We start from the raw sequence: 9,138 nt of genomic DNA on the forward strand, positions 1-9,138 counted from the left end.
GGAAACGCTCTGAAATAAAATGCACGGTTCAGCGGAAAACAGGACTGGGACCATGTTTTTCGGAAAATGGAAAAAATCCGGCGAAGTGCAGGACGATCTGTTCCTGATGGCGCGCATCGTGGAGCACACGCCCACCAACATCGTCGTCACCCGGCCCGACGGCGGCATCCTGTATGTCAACGGCTGCGCCGAGCGAGAGCTGAAATTTCCGCGCGACACGCTGGGCGGCGTTTCGGTCGAGACCATCATTTCCGACACGGGCGACGGCATTTCATGGAATGAACTGCGCCGGCGGCTCGAGCATGACCGCTCGTGCGAGGGCAAGGCCACGCTCATTGGCAAGGGCGGCAGCGAGATCCTCTGCGCGCTGTACGCGTTCTCCATCGCCGAAACCTCCCGGAACGGGAACCTCTTCGTGCTGCAGTTCAAGGACGTGACCGGCGAGATGAAGGGCATCGACCAGATCGAGCGCAAGAACCTCGAAATGGCCAAAATCAACACCGAGCTCATCCGCTCCAACGCCGAGCTCAAACGGGTGAGCGAGCTCAAATCGAATTTCCTGAGCATCGCCTCACACGAGCTCAAGACGCCGCTCACGTCGATCAAGGGGTATTCCGACATCATGATCGACACCATGAAGGGGAAGCTCGATTCGGGCGTGTACCGGATGATCGAGAGCATCAACCGGGCCGCCGACCGCCTTCACCGGGTGGTCAACAACATCCTCGACGTCACCCGCATCGAGCAGAAGCGGCTGCGCCTCAAACCAGAACGGTTCGACCTGGCCACGCTGGCGCGCGACTGCATCGAGGAGCTCTCACAGTTTTCCGTGAAGCGGAACGTCAGGTTCGAATGCAGCGCCCAGGAAAACATGCCGAAGTTCCTTGGCGACACCATGCGGATGCAGCAGGTGTTCACCAACCTTTTCACCAACGCGCTCAAGTTCTCGCCTGACAATTCCGCGGTGCGGGTGAGCATCGGCCTGCTCACGCCGTCCGAATTCCATATTGTGGTCAAGGACCAGGGTATCGGGGTCGACCGGGCCGAGCAGAAGAAGATCTTCGACCCGTTTTACGAGGTCGCCAGCGCCACCCGGCACAGCACCGACTATTCAAAGTTCATGGGCGGCGGCACCGGGCTAGGCTTGTCTATTGTCAAGGGCATCGTGGAACGCCACGGCGGCAGGATATGGGTCGAAAGCGAAGGCCCGTCGGAGGAGAACAAGTTTCCCGGCAGCGAATTCCACATCGTCGTTCCCGTGGAGGCGAAAATAGAATGGGACGACGACGAAACGCGCACCATCAAGCTTGCCGAGCTCCGCGAGGAGCAGACCAAGGAGCGTGACGCCGCGGCGGAAAACGTTGAGGAAAAGCCCGTCATCCTGTTCATCGACAGCGACCGGGAGGCGATCGAGATAGCCAAGATGGTCCTTGAAAACGCGTTTGAGATCCTGGTCGCCGAGACAGGGGAAATCGGCCTCACCATGGCCTTTGAGCACCATCCGTCCCTCATCCTGGTCGATTCATACCTGCCGGGCCTCGACGGCTACCGTATCTGCAGGATCCTGCGCAGCCAGGAGGAAACGAAAAACATTCCGCTGGCTTTTTTCTCGGCGGGATCGCAAAGCAATGAAATACAGAAATGCTTTGCCTCCGGCGGCGATGATTTCATCGTGAAACCGTTTTCGGGAAAAGAGCTCGTTGAAAAGATCTGGAGACTGCTCATGAAGAAAAAGGAGTTGCAGAACTTCAAACAGGACTGAGGTTGCGCTTTGTAAATAAAAAAGGAATGGAGGCTCCCATTCCTTTTTTATTTATTCCAGGAAATGATCCGTTACTTTGTCTGGCGTTCCACGGTTTCCCGGTCGACGTTTTCCCGGAGCGCGTCGGCAAAGGACCGGTCGAGCTTGATCGGGTCCGCGTTGGGGTTGTCGGCGTCGATGATGTACACCGGAGTCGGGTTGTCGAGATACCCGATAACTTCCGCGTCGTCAAACACGAAGGTCTTGCTCTTGCCGGTGGTCACCACGAGGCGCTTTTCCACCCATCCGGTCTCACCGTCCGCCTTCTGGATTTTATAATGATTCCTTCCGGTCGAGACAATAAGAAGGCGGTCGTTCGTGCCCACGGTAAAAAGGGGCTTCTCATAAAGTTCGCGAGTCTCATTCTTGAAAACGCCCACATCGTTGCCGGTAGGGGTAACATACTTCTCATTGCCGCCTTTTTGGGAAAACGCAAGGCTTGCCATTACTGTCACCATGAAGAATGTCAATATTTTTAACCGCATAAGCCACACTCCTTTTTTAATACGATTGGAGACTTGCTGTCATCCGTAATTATAAATGATTCAGGCCGCAAAAGCAAGCGGGAAAACAGTAAACAAGCTTCATTCACCTCCTTCTTGTCATGAGCCGCGATACGAGAAATCCATATCGCGTGCTGCCTTCACCTCGTCAAGCCGGCCCACCGGTGTGGTGACCGGAGCGTCGTGAAGCAGGGAGGGATTTGTCTTTACCTCCTGCGCAATCGTCTTCATGGCCGCAATAAACGAATCAATGGTTTCCTTGCTTTCCGTTTCGGTCGGCTCGATCATCATGCTCTCCTTGACAATGAGCGGGAAATATACGGTTGGCGGGTGAAAGCCCATGTCGATGAGCCGCTTAGCTATGTCGATCGCGGCGACTCCCAGCGCTTTTTGCCTGCCTGCCGAAAGCACGCATTCGTGCATGCATTTCTTTGCATAGGGAACGTCATACGAATCTTTCAACGAGCACAGTAGGTAATTCGCGTTAAGAACGGCATTATTGCTCACTTCAACCAGCCCCTCGCCGCCGAGCAGGAGGATATAGGCGTATGCCTTGAGACAAACGCCGAAGTTGCCGTAAAACGGCGCGATATACCCGATTGATTTCGGGTAATTGTAACTGAGCGAATAGGTGTTGTCCGGACGCTTGACAATGCGAGAAATTGGTAAAAAATCCTCAAGGTGTTTTTTGACTCCTACCGGACCTGCGCCGGGGCCTCCGCCGCCGTGCGGGGTGGCGAAGGTCTTGTGCAGGTTGAGGTGGACGACGTCGAACTGCGCGTCGCCGGGCCTGCATTTGCCGAGAATGGCATTGAGATTCGCGCCGTCGTAATAAAGCAGCGCGTCGTGTTTGTGCGCGCATTGCGCGATCTTGTCGATCTGGGAATTGAAAATGCCGAGCGTGTTCGGGTTGGTCATCATGACGGCCGCGGTGTTCGGGCCGATCATCGCCTCGAGAGTGGCAACGTCGATCATCCCCGTTTCAGGATTCGTGGGCACTGGTTTCACCTCATAACCCGCGATTGCGGCGCTCGAGGGATTGGTGCCGTGCGCCTCATCGGGGATCAGTACTTCGTTCTTTTTATTCCCCTTGTTTTTGTGATACGCCGCGACAAGCATCATGCCGGTCAGTTCGCCGTGCGCCCCTGCCATGGGCTGCAGGGTAAAGGCGTCCATGCCGGTAATTTCGCACAGGAGCCGTTCAAGTTCATAGAGCACGGCAAGCGCGCCCTGGGTGAGCATGCCGCCGCGCCGCAGCTGGGGGAGCAGCGGATGGAGCCCGGCAAATCCTTCAAGCTGGCTTATTTTTTCGCAGATTTTCGGATTGTATTTCATGGTGCAGGAGCCGAGCGGGTAAAAATTCGTGTCAACCCCGAAATTCATGCGTGATAGCGCGGTAAAATGGCGCACCACGTCAAGTTCGGAAAGCTCGCATAATTCAGCGTCTTTTTCCCTGCGGTATTTTGACCCGATTTCCATTGAACCGGGAACATCGAGGCAGGGAAGGGAAACGCCTTTTCTTTCCTTAACGGATTTCTTGAAGATTACATCCATTGTTCCTTGAAGCCTCACCTTTATAGTCGTGAAAAACGGCATTGAGGTTCATCATGGTCGGTTGTCACATTGATTTCAGAACATGCTCCAGTGTTTCGGCAAACGAACCGATTTCGTATTTCGTGCGTTTTTCCGTTACCGCAACGAGCAAGTAATTTTCCATTCCCGGATAATACCTTCCCAGCGGAAATCCCGGCGCGAAACCCTGCTCGATCATTTTTCCCGCCACTTCCGCTGCGTCAACAGGGAGCAGTACCGTGAATTCGTTGAACGTGGGGCTCGACTCCATCACTTTTACCCTGGGAATTGCCTTGACACGTTCTTTTGCATAATGCGCTTTGTCGAGGCAGAGTCTCGCCACTTGTTTGAGACCTTCCTTGCCGAGCAGGCTCAGGTACGCATGGGCGCGAAGTGCGCAAAGCGCTTCATTGGTGCAAATGTTAGAAGTGGCCTTCTCGCGCCGAATATGCTGCTCGCGCGCCTGCAGCGTGAGCACAAACCCCTGCCTGCCTTTGGCGTCGGTGGTTCTTCCGACGAGCCTGCCGGGCATTTTGCGCACGAGCTTTTTAGAGGTCGCCATGAAGCCGAGATACGGCCCGCCGAACGACAGGGGAAGGCCCAGCGATTGCCCCTCACCGGTGGCGATGTCGGCGCCGATCTCGCCGGGCGGCTTGAGAAGCGCCATGGCGATCGGATACACCGATTGGATGACGAGGATGCCCTTGGCGTGACAGGTGGCAACAATGTCGCCATGGTCGTCGATCACGCCGAAAAAATTAGGGTTCTGAAGGATGACCGCGGCGGTTTTGTCGTCGAGGGCGGCGCATACCTTTTCTCGGTCGCTCTGGCCGTGGGACACCGGGATTTCGTTGAAGTCAATTGACAGGTTGGCGGTGTAGCAGTACAGCATTTTACGGTAGATGGGGTTGACCCCGCCGTCAACAATCACCTTGGGCCGTTGCGTGGCGTGGATGGCCATCTGGCAGGCCTCGTAAAGCGCTGTGCCGCCGTCGTAGAGGGAGGCATTCGAGACTTCCATGCCGGTAAGCCGGCAGACATCGGTCTGGTATTCGTAAATCCCCTGGAGCGTGCCCTGCGAAAGTTCGGGTTGATAGGGGGTGTAAGCGGTGTAAAATTCGCTGCGGCCGGCCAGGGCGTCCACGGCGGCGGGAATAAAATGCTCATAAAACCCGCCGCCCATGAAATTGATGAGGTGAGAATAGTTCTGGCCGGCAAGCCCGCTGAGCAGGTTATAAACCTCCAGTTCCGATTTTCCCGCGGGAAGAGAAAACGACGTGGGCGCAAGGCTTTTCGGAATATCGCTGAAAAGCTCTTCAATTGAAGAAATGCCGCATGCTTTGAGCATTTCAGCCTGCTGCGCGCTGGTGGCCGCGACATAACTCATTTTTCCGACTCCGCAAAGGCGTCATAGGCCGCGGCATCCATGAGATCGGCGGTATCGGCCGCGTTAAAGTTTTTGATCGAGAAAAGCCATCCTGCCTGATACGGGTCTTTGTTGATCGCCTCGGGAGCCGTTTCCAGGGAAGTGTTTACTTCCGCGATTTCGCCTGAAACCGGGGCATAAATGTCGCTTGCGGCCTTCACCGACTCGATCACCGAGCAGCTTTGGGCTTTGAAGACTTTTTTTCCTATGGCCGGCAGCTCGACAAAGGTAATGTCGCCGAGCGATTCCTGCGCATGGCCCGAAATGCCGACCAGGGCTTTTTCGCCTTCGATTTTCACCCATTCGTGGGTTTTGGTGAATTTTCTGTCATTGGGTGATGAAGATTTAGGCATATATGCCACTCCTTGGAAAATAATGGTTCGATATTACGACAAGAAATCCGCCAATTTCCCTCTTGCGGTTCCTTGTTTGTAAAACGGCATCTCGGTGACTGTGCCCGTTAACATGGTTTTTCCGGCGCTGATGACGAGCTTGGTCCCGACGGCGCCAAGCTCTTTTTTTACATATCCGATGGCAACTGCGCAACCGAGCGAAGGAGAGAAGCTGCCGCTTGTCACTGTGCCGACCAAATCACCTTTCATATCGCTTATCGAATCACCGTTTCGGGTGGAACGCCTTCCTTCAATTTTAATACCACAAAGCACATCATGAAGACAATTTGGATCAAGCACAACCTGCGAACCGATGAACTCTTTGTCCATAGCGATGGCACGGGTGAAACCGGATTCGGCTGCATTGCGGCTGTCACACAATTCATGGCCGTAAAGGGGATAGCCCATTTCAAGCCGCAAAGTATCGCGGGCGCCGAGTCCGGCGGGCGATGCACCCAGCGACAGGCAATCGTCCCAGAATTTCTTGGTATGGTTTTCATCAAGGTAGATTTCAAATCCTATTTCGCCGGTATATCCGGTCCGGCTCACTATGGCTTTTTGGCCATGGTAAGAATTATGCATCCAGTGGTAATATTTCAATTCATCTATCGGTTTGTCGAGAAGTCGTTTGATTATTTTTGGAGACAAAGGTCCTTGAAAATCAATCTTTCCCGTTTTTGGTGAAAGATTTTCTATTGATGTGTTAGGTGATATGTTAGATTTGATCCATTCAAAATCAGTATCTTGTGTTGATGCATTAACAACAATGAAAAATTCTTTTTCATTGAGCCTGTACACAATTTGATCATCAATCACGCCGCCGTTACGGTTGCAGATAAAACCATATCTGCATTGTCCGATTTTCATTGAGGCAATGGGACAGGACAGAATTCTTTCCAGATCCACGGCCGCGTTTGCGCCGGTAATCATGAATTCGCCCATGTGGCACGTGTCAAAAACGGTCGCCCTGTTCCTGGTGGCAAAATGTTCCGCAAGAATGCCATCGTACTGGATCGGCATTTCATAGCCACCAAAAGGCGCAATTTTCGCGTTGAGGGAAAGGTGGGCATTGTAAAGAAAGGTTTTTTTCATGAGGTCTTGCGCAGCTTCAGCAATGAATGGGGCGCCGCGGGTATTAAAAAAATAAATTAAACGTACCCTCTATACCATGGTTTTCTGGCAGAAAACACTTAATTATCCGCGCGCTTGCTTCGTTGCGTAAAAGACACCATATTTAATAAGGCGAGGAAATTGTTTTTTACGAAGCGGGTGGGCGCTTCATTGAATATGCCGCAGGGGTTACTGGCCACCCCGACGGCGCCGTTCTTTTCAAACCCTATCGGAACGGTAACAATCAGGGCGCTCACCCGCGTTTTTATTCGTAAATTCCGAGCAGTTTGGTCTCGTTGAGCTCCGTGATGCCTTTTCCTTTGGCCCAGGCGCAAACCGATTGAATGGTTTCAACGCCGGTAAATTCGCTCTCAATTGACTTGAACATGCTTACGCCGTTTTCTTTTTCAGGCACGAGTCGGAATCCGAACGGGTCCCGCAGAAACCGGATAATACTGTTTTCAGGACCATATCCCGTAAAATATCCCTGCTTTATTTCTTCCAGCTTCGCCTCGTTATCCAAACGTAGTTCCGCATGGACGGTGACCGGTCCATTTTTCAGCGGAAGTTTCAGCATGTCAATCCGGAATATTGTTTTTTCGTAAAAAAGAAAAACAACTGTCCAACGGATTCCGGGGATGTCAACTGTCCTGCATTGATAAACAAATTTATTGCCTGTTATTTTTGGGCGAACAATTTCAGAATGTTCAAGTAGTGCTTCCGGCCTGATCAATTCGCCGGAAGCGTAAAGCAAAAGACCAGTTTTGTTCTTGCGCCAGACTTTGAATATAGGGTGGGGAATTTCATATTGGATTTGAGGTATCAGGGAAATCTGGTACGGTTTACCGAAAATCCTGCCAAGATAAGCATGCTTTTCACCGCCGTAATTCCATTCAAACGTTTCTGTTGGTGAAAAACCGGCGGTGAAGTCGTCATGAATATTTTCGGTTTGCTGGGCCATGAGCCAGGCACCCCACAGGTAACCGAGGAGCATTCCACTGTGTCCGGTCTTTGCGTGATGAAGATTTTTTTTAAGCACATTAAAACAGGCGTGCGCCGCACGCTTTGCATTTCCTTTCATTGCATCGGGACACCACCCAGCATGAAGAAGGCCTTCCGTTAAAAAACAAATCATAGCCTCGCTTGTCATATCGAGGGACGATGTAATTCCTTTCCGGTTACTATTTCCATACAATGAAAAGAATTTTTCGAGATTTATCCCGTTGGGAAGGAATGAATGCGATTTGGGATTAACACCGTTCAACACCTCCAGCAATGCCCGATGCGCGTCGATAAAAAGTTTGCCGAAAAAATTATGCGGCGTTGCAAGAATTTCCGGAAGCGTTTTTGTATCATCCGTTCCGGATAAAAATATTACTGATTTCAAAAACTGCGTCAGGCAAGAAAAGGAACTTTGATCCAGAATCGGCGATGATTGCATAAAACGCAGGGGCAGAAAAGAGAAATTCGTGACAGGCTGCGCTTGAAGTTCCCTGATGAAATACCGATAGGCCGACGAGTCCATGGCCGCTGCCTTGTCAACGGTAAACGATGGCCGCAGCGACTTTTTCGGCCGCGTCCCTGCCGGCAAGGTAGGCAATTATTTCAAGGGCAAACGGCACGGCGGTGCCCGCGCCCCTGCTGGTGATGATATTGCCGTCAACGACCACCGGCTTGTCAAGGAACGTCCCGCCCGCCAATTTGTCTTCACATCCAGGAAAACACGTGAACATTTTCCTTGCAAGAATTCCGGCCTTTCCGAATACGACCGGAGCCGCGCATATGGCGGCGCACAATATTCCTGCTTTGAAAGATTTCCGGATATAATCGATTATCGCCCCTGAATTTAATAAATTTTTATGGCCCGGCCCTCCAGGAAGTATCACCGCATCCGCTATAGCTGGATTTGAAGGGAACAACATGTCCGTTTTTATGAAAATGTTATGGGATCCGCGTACCTCCTGGCTAGCAAGCCCGTAGATCGTTACGGCAATACCAGCCCGCCTGAGAAGGTCTATGGGCGTTATGGCCTCCACCTCTTCAAATCCATCGGCAATTATTATTGATGCAGTTTTATTCATCATATTCCCCTTTCTTCCATCATGGATATTCGCCAGCGGGAGCAGATTTATTTAAAACCTTTTAAACGACAAATTACAAGATATACTTCGGGTATAGAAAAACCAATGCCCAACGTATCGGCTCATTTAAAAAGGTAACCGAAGGCTCAAAGTCGTCGTCTCACAAATGAGGTAACCAAGACTTGTTTGAAAATGGCTTTGAGTTTTCGTTCTATTGCATCTTTGAGAGAAAATGGATTCAGTTCTGTATGGA

Annotated in this window: 8 protein-coding genes; 1 reads left to right on the forward strand and 7 read right to left on the reverse strand. The window is 51.9% G+C overall.

Translation table 11 applies throughout. The annotated features are described in order from the left end of the window. The first annotated feature begins 52 nt into the window (after nucleotides 1-52). The gene (locus VLX68_06835) at nucleotides 53-1,762 is read left to right on the forward strand and encodes an ATP-binding protein (protein ID HUI91947.1); all 1,710 of its coding nucleotides are present in this window, start codon (nucleotides 53-55) and stop codon (nucleotides 1,760-1,762) included. A 71-nt stretch (nucleotides 1,763-1,833) separates the two neighbouring features. Here the strand turns inward: VLX68_06835 and VLX68_06840 are convergent, their stop codons facing one another. The 7 genes from VLX68_06840 to VLX68_06870 form a co-directional block, all read right to left on the reverse strand. Next, nucleotides 1,834-2,286, reverse strand: coding sequence for a hypothetical protein (locus VLX68_06840; GenBank protein HUI91948.1), 453 nt, complete (start codon nucleotides 2,284-2,286; stop codon nucleotides 1,834-1,836). Nucleotides 2,287-2,403: 117 nt separating this feature from the next. Beyond that, a complete protein-coding gene (gcvPB, locus tag VLX68_06845; protein ID HUI91949.1) occupies nucleotides 2,404-3,858 on the reverse strand; it encodes an aminomethyl-transferring glycine dehydrogenase subunit GcvPB in 1,455 nt (484 codons plus the stop codon). Nucleotides 3,859-3,922: 64 nt separating this feature from the next. Next, nucleotides 3,923-5,263 carry an aminomethyl-transferring glycine dehydrogenase subunit GcvPA gene (gene gcvPA, locus VLX68_06850; protein HUI91950.1) on the reverse strand — a complete coding sequence of 447 codons (1,341 nt, stop codon included), beginning with the start codon at nucleotides 5,261-5,263 and terminating at the stop codon, nucleotides 3,923-3,925. Then, nucleotides 5,260-5,655 (reverse strand): glycine cleavage system protein GcvH, encoded by a 396-nt coding sequence (gcvH, locus tag VLX68_06855; protein ID HUI91951.1) that lies wholly within the window; start codon nucleotides 5,653-5,655, stop codon nucleotides 5,260-5,262. The genes gcvPA and gcvH overlap by 4 nt, the downstream gene beginning before the upstream one ends. Before the next feature lie 33 nt (nucleotides 5,656-5,688). Next, a complete protein-coding gene (gene gcvT, locus VLX68_06860; protein ID HUI91952.1) occupies nucleotides 5,689-6,786 on the reverse strand; it encodes a glycine cleavage system aminomethyltransferase GcvT in 1,098 nt (365 codons plus the stop codon). A 283-nt stretch (nucleotides 6,787-7,069) separates the two neighbouring features. Then, nucleotides 7,070-8,329 (reverse strand): hypothetical protein, encoded by a 1,260-nt coding sequence (locus tag VLX68_06865; GenBank protein ID HUI91953.1) that lies wholly within the window; start codon nucleotides 8,327-8,329, stop codon nucleotides 7,070-7,072. Between the two features lie 13 nt (nucleotides 8,330-8,342). Next, the gene (locus VLX68_06870; protein ID HUI91954.1) at nucleotides 8,343-8,888 is read right to left on the reverse strand and encodes a DJ-1 family glyoxalase III; all 546 of its coding nucleotides are present in this window, start codon (nucleotides 8,886-8,888) and stop codon (nucleotides 8,343-8,345) included. Nucleotides 8,889-9,138 lie beyond the last annotated feature (250 nt).

Source organism: Chitinivibrionales bacterium (assembly GCA_035516255.1).
GTDB lineage: Bacteria > Fibrobacterota > Chitinivibrionia > Chitinivibrionales > FEN-1185 > FEN-1185.